The sequence below is a fragment of the Mycobacterium sp. E342 genome (assembly GCF_001667665.1).
Lineage (GTDB): Bacteria > Actinomycetota > Actinomycetes > Mycobacteriales > Mycobacteriaceae > Mycobacterium.
On record NZ_LZJM01000315.1, the window covers coordinates 1 to 16130 of the forward strand.

The window sequence follows — 16130 nt, forward strand, 5'->3', positions numbered from 1 at the left end:
ATCACCCGCTGCACAACCTGGCCATCTACCTCACAAAACGCGGCCCTGCCCGGTTCAGCCTCACGCACCACCTGGCGAATCGCCTGCTGTAAAGACTCCCGGTCGACGCGGCCCTCGACCCTGGCCAACAGTCCGAGCTGCCACTCCGTACCACGATGGCCTGTGTGCTGGGCAAGTTCTTGGGCAAGCCAGATATCTAACTGACCACGCGTCAGCGGAAGTACCCGGTCGCCGAGTTCCATCCGAGTCCACCAGCCCAACGGTTTACCGATCAGCAGCCCGGCCCGCTACCTACCTAGCCTCTCGCGCAGACTCTTAGGCCGAATGTCGGGCCAATTCTGCTCGATGTAGTCCAGACACGCCCCGCGATCGGCCTCGCCGAACACCACCCGCCAACCAGCCGGAACGTCAGCAAAGACCGGCCACAGACTGTGCTGTTCCTCATCATTGACCAAGACCAAAAAACTGCCATTGTCGTCATCAAACGGATTGATACTCACCCGGTCCCCCAGACCGTCTAGTCAAAGTAAATGGTCCGTCCAAACCATACGACAGCCCCAGACGCCCCGTCCCGAAATTTTCCACAAAACTCCATTACCCTGTGATGCCAGATCCCGCACTGCGCAGTCGCGTGCGCACCACCTTCGGGGATGGCTTCGCACGGTGCGGTATTCGGGCGCCATCCCTGCGCAATTAACAGCTACATCTGGCTTGCGGCCGCTACACCGCCGCCAGGCACGCCGATCACCTCGCGCCGCACTACTCAGCATCATTACGCCGGCATCCTCGACAGGCCTCGGGTCCAAACAACCCCTATGTCAAGGCCACCGCGATGCCCAAATATGTTGCGGGGCTGCGCGACCAGATCACCAGAGGCTGCACCCGCACTGCGAACCACCTCCCCCGGCCATGGTTTCCGGCACAGACACCAAACCCCAACCGGCACCGAGCCCAGAAGATCGGCTGCCGTCGGATTCTGTCCACGCGCCCGCACCGCCGCACAGTTGCGATGCACGCACCGTCTTTTCAGCGGCACCAGCCGAACTGGCTTCCCAAAAGCACCGTGGAAACCGCATCCGCGGCGCTCACGTAACGTCACAGATAGCCGTAACGAATGCGATGCCTACTTTCAGCACCCCTTCTTTTCGGCCGCAGACTTGCCGCGCTTATCCAACGCGTAGGTTCGCCTACGACGATCGACGCTGGCGACCTCAACCCAGCAGGGCCCCGAACCCCAAAATGTTGCTATCAAAAACGAAATACCTTGCTTCCGTTGGTCTTCCCGCCACCGCGCGCAAAACCTGCAGTTACGACTACCCGTAACGGCGCACCACGCGACCCGACGACCAGCGAACCAACATGTGCCGCCGAGTCGCCGTGACGAAGCCAACGGATCCGCCCGGCGATACCGTGCCGGCGCGCAACGACCTGATGTCCTGACCGGCACCTCGCTGCCTGGACGAATCAGCGATTGAAAATCCGCTTTTGATGTGCAGCGACGGCGACGATCACGATAACCTTTTGCCGTGGTGGGGACTTCCGTTCCGGACACGGTCCGCGAACAAGCGAGCATGCATCCCAGTGCCGCGGCGTTGACGCGTACCGACTACGTCCACGGCTCGAACGTGTTGGCGCCGTCGTGGGGGAATTGCGCAGGGAAATGATGGTCGAAGAACACCAAACGCGTACGAGCCGAGATACATCCCACAAGCTCGTATGCACAGCATGTGGTAAGTCCTACGACGATGATGGGTACCGTCTACGTTGCGACGGAGAACACGAAGACGCGGTTCTCACAACGCGGTATCCCATGGGGCGCTTCGTGCAAAATGCTCAAGCGTCGGGGTTGGCCAGATATGCTGCATGGCTTCCCCTCAATTCCGGGCTCTTAGATAACGCCCAAAGCTGCATCGTATTCCGCTCGGAGGCGCTTGCCCGAGAACTCGGCATGAAGAACCTCTGGATCGCATTCAGTGGGTATTGGCCCCAACGCGGAATCCGATTCTCAACCGGTACCTTCAAGGAGCTTGAAGCAAACGTGTTGATAGCTCGGCTTCCACCGTCGTCGCCCCCGATGGTAATAGCCTCCGTCGGAAATACCGCGGCAGCGTTGGCTCGGATATCTTCCCTGGCCGAAAGACCCTGCGTTGTGGTGGTTCCGGAATTTGGTCTAGACAGGATCCGGTTTGCGGGAGAGATCGGCTGCAGTGTCAGGGTCGTATGCGTCGAGAAGGGTTCCTACCGGGACGCGATCGACTTTGGGCAGTTCCTATGTAGCCGATTCGGCTGGGTTTGGCCCGGGGGAGCTCTAAACGTTGCCACACGCGACGGGCTGGCGACGGTCATGTTGGCGGCCTTCGAGGAAATAGGAAGCCTGCCCGAGCATTATTTTCAAGCCGTCGGCAGTGGCGCTGGAGCGATCGCGGCATGGGAGGCAAGCAGGCGATTGCAGCCGACGGGCCAGCGGATACCACGGTTGACCCTGTGTCAAAATGCTGAGCTCGCCCCCATCGCCTCAGAACTGGGTACGCACTTGGTTGAGGATTTGCCGACTGGAATTCATGCCAACGGTAATGGCGCAGTTCCCTACGCTGACGAGCTAACCAACCCTAAGCCACTGGTACGCATCAAAGGGGGTGTAAGAGATGCTCTTGCTGACAGTAAAGGGAATGTTAGAACCGCGACCGCTCGGCAAGTTCAGGAAGCGAGGAACCTGTTTGCGGAGGTCGAGGGCGTAGATATCGAGCCCGGACCGGCTGTGGCAGTCGCATGTTTGCGTAACGCGGTCAATGATGGCTCTGTGTCGCCTGATTCACTCGTACTCTTGAATATAACTGGTGGCGGGAGAAGTGCCTTGGAACGAGCTGGCGAGAATAAATGGCCTCTGCTTGTCGAAGCGGTCAGCTTGGAGCAAAGTCGAGAGATCTCCGCGGATCGCATATTCGAATCTTTTACTAAGACCTACCGCTAGGCCGCGGGCCCAATTGAGCGACACTTGGAAACACCGATGTGATAACGAGTAACTTAACTACGGCAGGGTGGCGGTGACATCGACGAGGGGGCGCCGATAGCCCGTAAGTGTTAGCGCACGGAAAGTTTCTATCATTTCCTATCCGCACATCAAGAGAATGGCCGGCTCGTTCCAGCAGCGCATAGAAGCGAACCAATACCTCTGGGCAGGCGACCAGCTCTTCACGTCGAACGGCCCTTCCGATGAGCATCGATCGCCTAGAGTATCGGCAAGGCCATGCGATGAGCAGACGTCGACACGTGGGGTAATCCAGTAGGTTTCACGCCTTGCGCACGGGAAGCAGGCGAGGCTACTTGGTCGTTCGTGTGAGGACACGGAATGGTTTCTGATGGTGTGTACGGCTCAACTTCATCCGGTCCGTTGCCCCGTGCGGACACCGCACATGTAACCCCGGTTGCGATTCTCGGTATGGCCTGCCGACTTCCCGGGGGGATCGACTCCCCCGAGGAGCTATGGGAAGCGTTGCTGCAGGGCGCTGACCTGGTGACCGAAGTCCCGCCCGACCGCTGGGACGTCGACGAATACTACGACCCCGAGCCGGGGGTGCCGGGTCGGTCGGTGTCGAAGTGGGGCGCGTTCCTCGATGACGTATACGGCTTCGACTGCGAATTCTTCGGGATCAGCGAGCGCGAGGCGACCGCGATCGACCCGCAGCACCGCTTGTTGCTCGAAACCTCTTGGGAGGCCATGGAGCATGCCGGTCTGAGTCTGGAGACGATAGCGGACTCCCTGACTGGGGTATTCGTCGGATTGACGTTCGGCGACTACCACTTACTGTCCGCCGACGCGCACGCCACAGAAGGGCCGTATGGCTTTACCGGCACCAGCTTCAGCATGGGTTCGGGGCGGATCGCTTATGCGCTCGGCGTCCACGGTCCCGCGATCACAGTGGATACCGCCTGTTCTTCCGGCCTGACCGCGGTGCACCTGGCCTGTCGCAGCCTGCACGAGGGCGAAAGCGACCTTGCCCTGGCGGGCGGGGCCCACGTGGCGTTGGATCCCCGGAAGGCGGCCGCGGGGTCGGCCCAGGGCATGTTGTCTCCCACCGGACGCTGCCACGCCTTCGACGTCGCCGCCGACGGGTTCGTGTCCTCCGAAGGCTGCGTAGTGGTGCTACTCAAACGCCTGCCCGACGCGCTGCGCGACGGTGATCGGATCCTGGCCGTGATCGGCGGCACCGCCGCCAATCAAGATGGCCACAGCCTGAACATCGCCACGCCATCGGTGACAGCGCAGACCGCGGTGTATCGGGCGGCGTTGGCCGCTGCGGCCGTCGACGCCCGCAGCATCGGCATGGTGGAAGCACACGGGCCCGGCACCCCGGTGGGCGACCCCATCGAATACGCCAGCCTGGCCAACGTCTACGGCATCGACGGTCCTTGCGCGCTGGCCACGGTGAAGGCCAACTTCGGACATGCCCAGTCCGCCTCCGGACCACTGGGGCTGATGAAAGCGGTTCTGGCCCTTCAGCACGGTGTGGTCCCCCAGAATCTGCACTTCACTCGACTGCCCGACGAGATGGCCCGCATCGACACTAAACTCTTTGTGCCACAACAGAACACCCCATGGCCCACCACCCGACATCATCCTCGGCGGGCAGCGGTGTCGTCATACGGGCTCTCGGGAACCAACGTCCACGCAATCTTGGAAGAATCACCGGAACAGACTTCGCACCCCATCGCCAACGAGGGTGTGCCCGCCGAATCATCAGTGGCCCCATGGTTTTTCACGGTGTCATCCTCCTCGGCCGACGAGTTGCGGCGCACCGCCGACCGGCTCGCGCGGTGGGTCCAGGCGCACGACGACGTCACCTTGCCGGACCTCGCCTACACCCTGGCGTGCCGGCGCGCGCACCGCCCGGTACGCGACGCCGTGATTGCGAGCAGTCGCGCGGAGCTCACCAAGGCATTGCTCGAGATCGCCAGCGGCGATACTCCGTATCAGGCCGCGGTCGGGCAGGACGACCGGGGACCGGTGTGGGTGTTCTCCGGCCAGGGTTCGCAGTGGTCCCGCATGGGCGCTGAGCTGCTGGCGACCGAACCCGTTTTCGCGGCGACCGTCGCACAGGCCGAGCCGCTGATCGCGCGCGAGACAGGGTTCTCGGTCACCGACGCGATGACCGCGGCGCAGGTAGTGACGGGAATCGATCGGGTCCAGCCGACGCTGTTCACCATGCAGGTCGCCCTGGCCGCCACCATGAGGTCCTACGGGGTACGCCCGGGCGCGGTTATCGGGCACTCCCTCGGCGAGGTCGCGGCGGCCGTCGTCGCGGGTGCGCTGTCGCTGGAAGACGGAGTGAGCGTCATCTGCCGACGGTCGCGGCTGATGTCCAGCATCACTGGCTCCGGCGCGATGGCATCTGTGGAATTGCCTGCCCAGCACGTACTTTCGGACCTCGTCGTGCGGGGCCTCAACGAGGACGTCGTGGTAGCGGTGGTGGCCTCGCCACACTCCACCGTGATCGGCGGTGCCACCCAGACCGTTCGCCAACTGGTTGCGGCCTGGGAGGAGCGGGATGTGATGGCACGCGAGATCGCCGTCGATGTCGCCTCGCATTCGCCTCAAGTCGAACCGATCCTCGATGAGCTAATCGACGCACTGGCGGATCTCGATCCGATGGCACCGGAAGTTCCCTTCTACTCAGCGACCCTGTTCGACCCGCGCGAGCGACCGGTGTGCGATGCCCGATATTGGGCGGACAATCTGCGCAAGATGGTGCGGTTCGCCCCGGCGGTACAGGCCGCCTTGGAAGACGGCTATCGGGTGTTTGCCGAGCTGGCGCCACACCCCCTGCTAATCCATGCCGTCGAACAGAATGCCCGCAACCTCGATATGCCGCTGGCCGCTCTGGCCGCCATGCGCCGCGAACAGGACCTGCCGCACGGACTGCGTGGCTTCCTGGTCGACCTGCACAGTGCCGGTGCTGCGGTGGACTTCTCCTTGCTCTATCCGAGTGGGCGGCTCGTGGATGCGCCACTGCCGAGCTGGACGCACCGTCAACTGCGAGTGACGAGCGAAAGCCCTGGATCCCCGACTCAGGGTGCATGCCTCGTGGCGGTCCATCCGCTGCTGGGCCCGCAGGTTCGCCTGCAGGAGGAACCAGAGCGCCACGTGTGGCAGGCCGAGGTCGGGACCGCGGCCCAGCCGTGGCTCGCTGACCACCAGATTCGCGACATGGCCGTGCTTCCGGGCGCGGCGTACTGCGAGATGGCGCTCGCAGCGGCGCGAGCCGTGCTGGGCGAGCCTTCCGAGGTCAGCGACCTCAAATTCGAACAGGCGCTGCTGCTGGATGAGCAGACCCCGCTCGGCGCCTCGGCGTCGTTGTCGGCGCCGGGTGTCGCCGACTTCGTCGTGGAGACGAATCGGGGGGACACCCACGCGCAACAAGCCAGCGCGGTCCTCCGTGTCGCCGAGGATGAGAGGCCGCCCGCGTACGACGTGTCGGCACTGCTTGCGGTGCATTCGCGTCACCAGGACGGTGCGGACGTGCGCAAGGGCTTGGACCAGCGTGGTGTTCACTACGGTCCGGTCTTCACTGGTTTGGGCGCACTGCACATCGACGATGAGGCCGGCTCGGTGCTCGCTGAGGTCGCGGTCCCGGGCCAAATCCGCACGCAGCAAGGCGCTTACGGCGTGCACCCGGCACTGTTGGACGCTTGTTTCCAGACCGTTGGCGCCAGTACGAAGATCCAGGCGCTGGGCGAAGATGCGCTGGCGCTGCCGTTGGGCGTCCGTCGACTCCGCTCGTATGCTTCAGCCCGCACCGCCCACTACTGCTACGCCCGGGTGACGAAGATCGACCCTTCCGTGATCGAGGCCGACCTCGATGTGCTCGACCAGCACGGCACAGTCCTGCTCGGCGTGCAGGGGCTGCGATGCGGCACCGGCGTCTCCGAGGGTGGACGAAACGAACGACTGCTGGCCGAGCGACTGCTGTCCATCGAATGGCGTCACCGGAAATTGCCCGAGGCGCCCTGCGTCGACACCGGACGGTGGCTGCTTGTCAGCACCACCGCCACCTCGGATGTGGTTGCCACCGCCTTGACCGAGGCTCTGAAAAACCATGGCGCACAGTGCAGCACCATGTGCTGGCCGTTACATGCCGATCACAGGTCGAACGCGGAACAGCTCACAAGTCAGCTGCGTGTCGGCGGCGTCACCGGAGTGGTGATCCTCACGGGACCGAAGAATGGTAACGCCGCAGACCAGTCCCCATTGCTGGGTCGCGAGTATGTACAGCATCTGGTGCGAATTGCCCGCGAATTGCCGGAGTTGCCCGGCGAACTCCCGCGACTATATGTCGTGACGCGCAATGCCCAGACCGTTGTGGCCGGTGACGTGGCCAATCTCGAGCAGGCGGGTCTCCGCGGCTTGGTGCGGGTGATCGGCACCGAGCATCCCTACTTGCGCGCCACCCAGGTCGACATGGATGAAGCCACCGATGCCGAGCAACTGGCGGGGCAACTGCTGGGCGGTTCGGAGGAGGACGAAACGGCCTGGAGAAACGGCGCTTCTTACGTAGCACGGTTGTCCCCCGCTCCGCTGCTTCCCGACGAACGGCAAACCACGGTCGTCGACCTCGAGCACGACGGGATGCGCCTGAAGATCCGGACGCCCGGCGACCTGGAGTCAGTGGAGTTCGTTGCTTGCGAACGAGTTTCGCCTGGGCCGGGTGAGATCGAGGTAGCGGTCAGCGCGTCCAGCATCAACTTCGCCGACGTGCTGGTCGCTTTCGGCCGCTACCCCGCTCTCGAGGGACGGCTACCGCAGCCGGGCACTGACTTCACCGGAGTGGTGACCGCGGTCGGACCAGGTGTGACCGACTATGTGGTGGGCGACCATGTCGGGGGCCTGTGCGCCGACGGCTGTTGGCGCACCTACCTCACCTGCGACGCCAACCTGGCGGTGACCTTGCCGGCGGGCCTGACCGACCAGCAGGGGGCCGCAGTGACCACCGCGCACGCCACCGCCTACTACGGCCTGCACGAGCTGGCCCGCATCAGAAGTGGCGAGAAGGTGTTGATCCATTCCGCAACGGGCGGCGTGGGGCAGGCGGCAATCGCCATCGCCCGGGCCGCGGAAGCTGAGGTGTTCGCCACGGCCGGCAGCGAAGAGCGCCGACAATTGTTGCGCGACAGGGGTATCGAGCATGTGTACGATTCGCGAAGTTTGGAATTCGCCGACCAGATACGCCATGACACAAACGGCTACGGAGTCGACATCGTGCTCAACTCGCTCAGCGGCGCCGCCCAGCGCGCAGGCGTCGAATTACTAGCGCCCGGTGGACGATTCATCGAGATCGGCAAACGTGACATCTATGGCGACACCCGGCTAGGGCTCTTCCCCTTCCGGCGCAACCTCGCCTTCTATGCCCTTGACCTGGGGTTGCTGTCCTACACCGATCCCGACCGTCTCCGAGCCTTGTTGAACACGGTCTACCGCCTCACCGCGAACGGCTCGCTGCCGATGCCGCAGAGCACCCACTACCCACTTTCCGATGCCGCCACCGCGATCAGGATGATGAGCGGCGCCCAGCACACCGGCAAACTCGTGCTCGACGTTCCGCACACCGGTCGCAGGCGCGTCATAGTGCCGCCGGCACAAGTCCAGGTCTTCCGCCGCGACGGTGCCTACATCATCACCGGCGGTTTGGGCGGCCTGGGGCTGTTCTTGGCCGGGAAGATGGCTTCGCCAGATTCCGGCGCCGGGTGCGGGCGGATCGTGCTTAACTCTCGCTCGGAGCCGACGCGCGAGGCGCTGGAGACCGTCGAGCGCCTCCGCGCGGCCGGCGCCGACGTCGTGGTGCAGTGCGGCGACATCGCCGAATCCGGCACGGCACAGCGGTTGGTGGCCGCGGCGACCGCCACCGGGCTTCCGGTGCGCGGTGTGCTGCACGCGGCAGCCGTGGTCGAGGACGCCACACTGACCAATATCACTGACGAGCTCCTTGAGCATGACTGGGCGCCAAAGGTTTACGGTGCGTGGAACTTGCACACCGCCACCGTCGATCAGCCGCTCGACTGGTTCTGCTCTTTCTCGTCGGCGGCCGCGCTGGTGGGTTCGCCCGGGCAGGGCGCCTACGCCGCGGCCAACAGCTGGCTGGACGCCTTCACCGGGTGGCGCCGGGCTCAAGGCCTCCCGGGCAACACGATCGCGTGGGGCGCGTGGGGCCAGGTGGGGCGCGCGACCGCCCTGGCGGAAGACACCGGCGCCGCCATCTCTCCCGACGAAGGCGCTTATGCGTTCGAAACATTGCTGCGCCATGACCGCGGCTACACCGGCTACGCGCGGATCGTCGGCACACCGTGGTTGACCGCCTTCGCTGAGCAGAGTCCTTTCGCCGAAGCGTTCCGGTCGACCGGTCAAAGCGGCGCGGGCTCCAGCAAACTGCTTGCCGAGCTCAACGAGCTGCCCCTGGACGAGTGGCCCATTCGGCTGCGGCGTCTGATCGCCGACCAGGTCAGCCTGATTCTGCGTCGCAATGTCGATCCCGACCGTCCGCTGCCCGAGTACGGGCTGGACTCGCTGGGCGCGCTCGAGCTGCGCACCCGTATCGAGAGCGAAACGGGGATACGCATCAGTCCGGCCGACCTGGCAAACATCGGCACCGTTCGGGGTCTGGCGGGGCTGCTGTATGACAAGCTGGCGCCGGTGGAAGCCGCCTGACAGCGACGTCCGACTACCGTTCGCCTGCGTCGAAGGCTTTTTTGGCTTGCTGCGCGTGCGCGACCTGCTGTGCGGTGTAGCCGATGAGCAGCGCTACCGCGCCGAGCAGGACGACCACTCCGCCCAGCCAGAGCAGGCCGTAGGTGTAGCCGCGGTCCAGCGCGTGCAACTGGGCGGCGTTCATGTACTTCACCGGCCCGTGGGTGCCACCCAGCTGCACGGTGCGCGAGGTGATGACGGCCTGGATGACCACCAGCACCAACGGTCCGCCCAGGCTCTGCAGCGTCAACGCGATCGCGGATGTGGGCCCGAGTCTGTCGAGTCCGACGCTGGCTAGCAGCGATAGCGAAAGCGGGACGTTCATCATGCCGAGACCGACGGTGCCGACGAAGATCGGCATTACCAGGTTCGGCCAGTATGGCGCGCCGTGGTTGAGCGTCGAACCGTACAGCATCGCGCCCAGCATCAGGACTCCGCCGGCTATCACCATGACCCGCGGAGGGAACCACTTCACGAGCCGGGCAGAAGCGCCCACTCCGATGACCGACGCGATGACGAACGGGATGAAGCTGAAGCCCGCGCGCAGCGCGCTGTAGCCCAAAATGCTCTGCACATACAGGGCGATCAGCACGGTCAGGGTCAACCCGACCCCGCTGGCAAGGAACATGGTCGCGAATGTGGCCAGCCGGCTGCGGTCGAGAAACAGGCTAAACGGCATGACGGGGTTTTCGGCCCTGCGCTCGACGAGGACGAACGCCACGCAAGCGGCCAGACTCACCAGAGCTGAACCGATCGTGGGGGGCGAAAGCCAGCCCTTTTCCGGACCCATCGACAAGCCGACAACCGCGGCGGAAATCATCAGCGTGGCCAGCACAGCCCCGGTGGCGTCGAGCTTCATACGCTCCTTCTGGGTTTCCCGCAGCGTGGTGCGGGCCAGGTAGATCACCAGCAGCCCGATTGGCACGTTCACCAAAAACGCCAGCCGCCAGGAGACTTGGGTGAGCGCCCCGCCGACCACCAGGCCTATCACCGTGCCCGCACCGCTCATGGCGCCGAGCACCGCCATCGCGGCGTTGCGTGACGGCCCCTTCGGGAACGTGGTCGCGACCAGGGCAAAGCAGGTCGGTGCGGCAATCGCGGCGGCCACGCCCTTGAGCAGCCGGGCTAGCACGATCGTGTCCTCGTCCCAGGCGATGCCGCACATGGCAGAGGCGGCGGTGAACAAGGCGGCCCCGATGATGAAGGTGCGCTTGCGGCCGATGGTGTCACCAAGGCGGCCGCCCAGCAGCATCAGCCCGCCAAAGGTCAGCACGTAAGCGGTGATGACCAAACTCCGCCCGGAATCCGACAGGCGCAGGTCGTTTTGGATCTTAGGGAGGGCGATGATCGCGACAGTGCTGTCCATCGTGGCCAGCAACTCGATGCCGCTCAGCACGATCACTGCGGCGATGAACCGGCGCCGTGGTAGCCCCGGCACAGGAGGTTGCGTCGACCCGGTCATGTCTGTGGGTTCAGTAGGCATGTGGACCGCACGGTCTGGACCGTCAGACCCGTCGTAGCGCACTTCCATACAGTAATTGTCGCGGCATGGTCAGCCGAGCTGCATGGATTTGGCCTACGAACTGTCTGCCTGTCGCTCTTCCGGGGAGCCGCAGGGTTCGGTTCGGCCGACCGCGGGCGGGGTGCCTCTCTTCAACGGCTGATCCCGATCACTCGCACCCGCCCGCTGCGTCTTCACCGCTGCGGGCGGCCGCTACCGCTAAGCTCGATCGAGGTTGATTCCACGGCCGACGCGATGGGGAGCAGTGCGAAGGTTCCGGAGCTGAGCGCCCTCCTGTCCATCCTGGGCGCCCTGATGACGCGCGGATCCGTGAAGACGGCCGGGGTGGCGCTGCGAAAGGATGATCCACGACCGCAATGACGAATCTGACTACTGGCCAGGGGCTTCCGGACGTGGTCGTCACCGGGATCGCCATGACCACCGCACTCGCCACCGACGCCGAGACCACCTGGAAGTTGCTGCTCGACTGCCAAAGCGGGATCCGCGAGCTCGATGACCCGTTCGTGGAGGAGTTCGACCTGCCGGTTCGCATCGGGGGGCACCTGCTGGAGGAGTTCGACAGCGAGCTCAACCCGGCCGAGCTGCGCCGCACGGGATACCTGTCCAGAATGTCCGCCATCGTCAACCGGCGAGCGTGGGACAGCGCTGGCTCCCCGGAGGTCGACCCCAACCGCCTGCTGGTGTCGGTCGGCACCGGATTCGGTTCTGGCGAGGAGTTGGTGTTCACTCGCGACACGCTGCGCGCCCGCGGCGTCAAAGCGGTGTCGCCGCTGGCCGTCAGTAAGTACATGCCCGACGCGGCCGCCCAGGCGGTGGGGCTGGAACGGCACGCCAGGGCCGGCGTGATGACACCGGTGTCGGCGTGCGCGTCCGGTTCGGAGGCGATCGCGCGGGCCTGGCAGGCGATGGTGTTCGGTGAGGCCGACGTCGCGATCTGCGGTGGCGTCGAGACCCGGATCGAGGCGGTGCCCATCGCCGCCTTCGCCAACATGCGGATCGTGATGTCGACGAACAACGCGAATCCGGCCGGCGCGTGCCGCCCCTTCGACAAGGACCGCGACGGTTTCGTCTTCGGCGAGGCCGGCGCTCTGATGGTGCTCGAGACCGAGGAGCACGCCAAGGCCCGCGGGGCGCGCATCCTGGCGCGATTGATGGGCGCCGGCGTGACGTCCGACGGTTACCACATGGTCGCACCGGACCCGAGCGGAAACCGCGCCGGGCAGGCGATGACCCGCGCCATCCAGCTCGCCGGTCTCACACCCGGCGACATCGACCACGTCAACGCGCACGCCACGGGAACGCAGATCGGTGACCTCGCCGAGGGCAAGGCGATCAACAACGCGCTGGGCAGCAACAAGCCGGCGGTGTACGCGCCCAAATCCGCCCTCGGGCACTCCGTCGGCGCTGTCGGCGCGGTGGAGTCGATACTGACCGTGCTGGCGCTGCGCGACCAGATCGTTCCGCCGACGTTGAACCTGGAAAACCTGGACCCGGAGATCGATCTGGACGTGGTATCGGGTAATCCGCGACGGGGCAGCTACCAGTACGCCATCAACAATTCGTTCGGGTTCGGCGGGCACAACGTCGCCCTGGCCTTCGGCAGGTACTGAAACGTCATCGGCTCGGTGTTGTCACCCGTCGGGCCTAGCATCATGGGCGCTACCGAAGGAGCGCCATGAGCATCGATTTCACCCCCGATCCCAAGCTCTACCCGTTCCGGTCGCGCTGGTTCGACAGCTCGCGGGGACGCATGCACTACATCGACGAAGGTGACGGCCCGCCCATCCTGTTGTGCCACGGCAACCCGACGTGGAGTTTCCTGTATCGCAACATCATCATCGCGCTGCGTGACCGCTTCCGTTGCATCGCACCGGATTACCTCGGGTTCGGGCTCTCCGATCGGCCCGCGGGGTTCGGCTACAAGGTCGACGAGCACGCCCGGGCGGTGGGCGAGTTCGTCGATCAGCTCGGCCTGAACGACGTCGTGACGATGGGCCAAGACTGGGGCGGTCCCATCAGCATGGCGGTCGCGGTGGAGCGCGCCGACCGGGTGCGCGGCGTCGTGCTGGGCAACACCTGGTTCTGGCCCACGGACGAATTCACGACCAAGATGTTCAGCCGGGTAATGTCCAGTCCCCCAATGCAATACGCGATCCTGCAGCGCAACTTCTTCGTCGAACGCCTGATCCCGGCCGGCACCCAACACCGCCCCAGCGATGCGGTGATGCAGCACTACCGGGCGGTGCAGCCTAGCCCCGACGCCCGCCGAGGCGTCGCGGAAATGCCCAAGCAGATCCTGGCCGCCGGTCCCCTGCTGGCGCGGCTCGCCCGGGAAGTGCCGGCCAAACTCGGCGCCAAGCCCGCCCTGTTCGTCTGGGGGATGAAAGACTTCGCGTTCCGCCCCGGCCCTACCCTGCCGCGCATGCGGGCGACCTTCCCGGACCATGTGCTGGTCGAACTGCCCAACGCCAAGCACTTCATCCAGGAGGATGCACCGGAGCAGATCGCCGCGGCGATCATCGACCGCTTCGGCTGACCCGCCCGCGCGGGATTCAGGCGAAGGCCTCCACCGGCGGGCACGAGCAGACCAGGTTGCGGTCGCCGTAGGCGCCGTCGATGCGCCGCACCGGCGGCCACACCTTGGGCCGGAAGTTCTTGCCGAGCGGGTAGGCGGCCTCTTCGCGCGTGTACGGGTGCTGCCAGTCGCCGACCAACAGGCACTCGGCGGTGTGCGGCGCTCCCCGCAGCGGATTGTCCTCCACGGGCCACTCCCCCCCGCCGACCCGGTCGATCTCACCGCGGATGGCGATCATGGCCGCACAGAAGGCGTCGATCTCGGTCAGAGTCTCGCTCTCGGTGGGCTCCACCATCAGCGTGCCGGCCACCGGGAAGCTCATCGTGGGCGCGTGAAACCCATAGTCCGCCAGGCGCTTTGCGACATCGTCGACGGTCACTCCGGTGGACTTGGTGATCGGCCGCAGATCCAGGATGCATTCGTGGGCGACCATGCCGTTCTCTCCGGTGTAGAGCACCGGGAAGTACTCGTCGAGCCGGCGGGCGATGTAGTTGGCCGACGCGATCGCGGTCAGCGATGCCGCGCGCAAGCCGTCGGCGCCCATCATCCTGATGTAGGCCCAGCTGATGGGCAGGATCGAGGCGGACCCGTAGGGCGCCGACGACACCGGGTGACCCTGCGGCAACTCCGGGGCGTGCGGGTGGCCGGGCAGGAAGGGGGCCAGGTGCGCCCGCACCGCCACGGGACCCACTCCCGGCCCGCCGCCGCCGTGCGGGATGCAGAACGTCTTGTGCAGGTTCAGATGGCTGACGTCGCCGCCGAACTTCCCCGGGCGGGCCAGCCCGACCAGCGCGTTGAGGTTGGCGCCGTCGACGTAGACCTGGCCGCCGGCGTAGTGGACGGCCGCGCAGATCTCGGCGATGTCGTGCTCGTAGACGCCGTGAGTGGACGGATAGGTGATCATCAGCGTCGACAGCTCGTCCCCGTGCTGGGCGACCTTGGCGCGCAGGTCGTCCAGGTCGACATCGCCGTTGTCGTGGCAGGCGACCACCACCACCCGCATGCCGGCCAGCGCCGCCGACGCGGCGTTGGTGCCGTGCGCGCTGGACGGGATCAGGCAGATGTTGCGGTGCGGCTCGCCCCGGCTGGCGTGGTAGTCGTGGATGGCCAGCAGGCCGGCATATTCGCCCTGCGAGCCCGCGTTGGGCTGCAGTGAGACGGCGTCGTAGCCGGTGATCTGCACCAGCCAGGTCTCCAGGTCGCTGATGAGCCGGCGCAGCCCCGGGGTGTCCGACGCCGGGGCGAATGGATGCTGTCGGGCGAACTCCGGCCAGGTGATGGATTCCATTTCGGCGGCGGCGTTGAGCTTCATCGTGCACGAGCCGAGCGGAATCATGCTGCGGTCCAAGGCGATGTCTTTGTCCGCCAGGGTGCGCAGGTAGCGCATCATCGCCGTCTCGGTGCGGTACTGCGTGAACGCGGGATGGGTCAAGAACTCCGAGGTGCGGGTGGCGATGTCCGCACCGGCCGGCTCACCGGCACTGACGCCGAAGGCCTCGAGCACCGCTGTCACGTGGGCGTCGGTGGTGGCCTCGTCACACGCCAGCGAGACGTGGTCGGCGTCGACGCGCCACAGGTTGATGCCGCTGGCCTTGGCGGCGGCCACCACCTCGTCGGCGCGCCCCGGCACCCGCGCCAGCACGGTGTCGAAGTATTTGTCGTGCACCACCGCATCACCCAGCGAAGCGGCGATCTTCTCGGCGTGGGCGTGCACCCGGCGGGCGATCCCGGTCAGTCCGTCGGCGCCGTGGTAGCTGGCGTACATGGCGGCCATCACCGCCAGCAGCACCTGCGCGGTGCAGATGTTGCTGGTCGCTTTGTCCCGGCGGATGTGCTGCTCGCGGGTCTGCAGCGCCAAACGAAATGCCGGCATGCCGTCGGCATCTATCGACACGCCGACCAGCCGGCCCGGCAGCTGGCGGGCGTGCTTGGAGTGCACCGACAGGAATCCGGCGTGCGGACCGCCGAATCCCATTGGCACACCGAATCGTTGGGTGGTTCCGAACGCGACGTCGGCGCCGATCTCCCCCGGCGGTGTGATCAGTGTCAGCGCCAGCAGGTCGGCGCCGATGGCGATCAGCGCGCCCCGCTCGTGCGCTGCCGAAACCAACGCCGACCAGTCCGTGATCCGGCCGCTGGCGCCGGGCAGCTGGGTGATGACGCCGAAGAACTCGCCGTCGGGCAGGCCGTCCCGCAGGTCGGCGGTGACGATCTCGATGCCCAGCGGCCGGGCCCGCGTAGCCAGCACGGCAGCCGTCTGGGCGAACAGGTCGGCGTCGACGGCGAGGCGGTTCGAG

The 16130-nt window shown here is 65.7% G+C and carries 7 protein-coding genes and 1 pseudogene; 4 read left to right on the forward strand and 4 right to left on the reverse strand.

Going from position 1 to position 16130, the window contains the following annotated elements:
* Positions 1–242, reverse strand: a pseudogene (locus A5692_RS30500) (peptide synthetase); the annotation flags it as partial.
* A 45-nt stretch (positions 243–287) separates the two neighbouring features.
* The gene (locus A5692_RS25870; protein WP_068061892.1) at positions 288–500 is read right to left on the reverse strand and encodes an MbtH family protein; all 213 of its coding nucleotides are present in this window, start codon (positions 498–500) and stop codon (positions 288–290) included.
* Positions 501–1663: 1163 nt separating this feature from the next.
* Here A5692_RS25870 and A5692_RS30505 point away from each other — a divergent pair.
* Positions 1664–2971 carry a cysteate synthase gene (locus A5692_RS30505; protein WP_369830327.1) on the forward strand — a complete coding sequence of 436 codons (1308 nt, stop codon included), beginning with the start codon at positions 1664–1666 and terminating at the stop codon, positions 2969–2971.
* Between the two features lie 468 nt (positions 2972–3439).
* Positions 3440–9697, forward strand: a complete 6258-nt coding sequence (gene pks2, locus A5692_RS25875) for a type I polyketide synthase (RefSeq protein WP_231984463.1) — start codon at positions 3440–3442, stop codon at positions 9695–9697.
* A 13-nt stretch (positions 9698–9710) separates the two neighbouring features.
* On the opposite strand, the gene A5692_RS25880 is transcribed toward pks2, so the two are convergent.
* Complete coding sequence (locus A5692_RS25880; protein WP_156766289.1) at positions 9711–11267, reverse strand: MFS transporter; 1557 nt, start codon at positions 11265–11267, stop codon at positions 9711–9713.
* Positions 11268–11614: 347 nt separating this feature from the next.
* On the opposite strand from A5692_RS25880, the gene kasB reads away from it, so the two are divergent.
* Both kasB and A5692_RS25890 read left to right on the forward strand, forming a co-directional pair.
* The gene (gene kasB / locus A5692_RS25885) at positions 11615–12868 is read left to right on the forward strand and encodes a 3-oxoacyl-ACP synthase KasB (RefSeq protein WP_068061900.1); all 1254 of its coding nucleotides are present in this window, start codon (positions 11615–11617) and stop codon (positions 12866–12868) included.
* Positions 12869–12933: 65 nt separating this feature from the next.
* Positions 12934–13794 (forward strand): haloalkane dehalogenase, encoded by an 861-nt coding sequence (locus A5692_RS25890; protein WP_068061902.1) that lies wholly within the window; start codon positions 12934–12936, stop codon positions 13792–13794.
* 16 nt (positions 13795–13810) lie between these two features.
* Here A5692_RS25890 and gcvP read toward each other — a convergent pair.
* A partial coding sequence (gcvP, locus tag A5692_RS25895; RefSeq protein WP_068061905.1) for an aminomethyl-transferring glycine dehydrogenase occupies positions 13811–16130 on the reverse strand: 2320 nt, incomplete at its 5' end.

What these genes read in the sequence shown, in the direction of transcription:
- A5692_RS30505 (WP_369830327.1), top strand. Translation starts at nt 1,664, where the DNA reads ATGGTCGAAGAACACCAAACGCGTACGAGCCGAGATACATCCCACAAG.
- pks2 (WP_231984463.1), top strand. Translation starts at nt 3,440, where the DNA reads ATGGCCTGCCGACTTCCCGGGGGGATCGACTCCCCCGAGGAGCTATGG.
- kasB (WP_068061900.1), top strand. Translation starts at nt 11,615, where the DNA reads ATGACGAATCTGACTACTGGCCAGGGGCTTCCGGACGTGGTCGTCACC.
- A5692_RS25890 (WP_068061902.1), top strand. Translation starts at nt 12,934, where the DNA reads ATGAGCATCGATTTCACCCCCGATCCCAAGCTCTACCCGTTCCGGTCG.
- A5692_RS25880 (WP_156766289.1), bottom strand. Translation starts at nt 11,267, where the DNA reads ATGGAAGTGCGCTACGACGGGTCTGACGGTCCAGACCGTGCGGTCCAC.